1 pseudogene is annotated in these 286 nt (G+C 36.0%); it reads left to right on the top strand.

The features are described 5' to 3' along the window. A pseudogene (locus ACSG5Z_RS31855) lies at window positions 1–268 on the top strand (ABC transporter substrate-binding protein); the annotation flags it as partial. Window positions 269–286: the final 18 nt, after the last annotated feature.

The raw sequence follows: 286 nt of genomic DNA, 5'->3' as shown, positions 1-286 counted from the left end.
TCTAGATACTGCGAAAACGATGGCTGGTACATCAGCACATGTTATGAAACACATAATAGACGGTTTGTATGTAATAGATGATAAAGATAAGCCTATTCCAGCAGATGCAAAATCGATTAAAAGAAGTGAAGAGGGTAAAAAATATACATTTGATTTGCGTAAAGATGCAAAATGGTCAAATGGAGACAGTGTGACAGCAACTGATTTTATGTTTGCGTGGAAACGTGCAATTAAACCTGAAACAGCGTCTCAATATGCGTACATGATGTAACTTATACACATCTGA

Origin of the sequence: Bacillus pretiosus (assembly GCF_051294775.1) — a bacterium.
Lineage (GTDB): Bacteria > Bacillota > Bacilli > Bacillales > Bacillaceae_G > Bacillus_A > Bacillus_A wiedmannii.
This window is presented reverse-complemented; position numbering and strand designations above follow the sequence as displayed.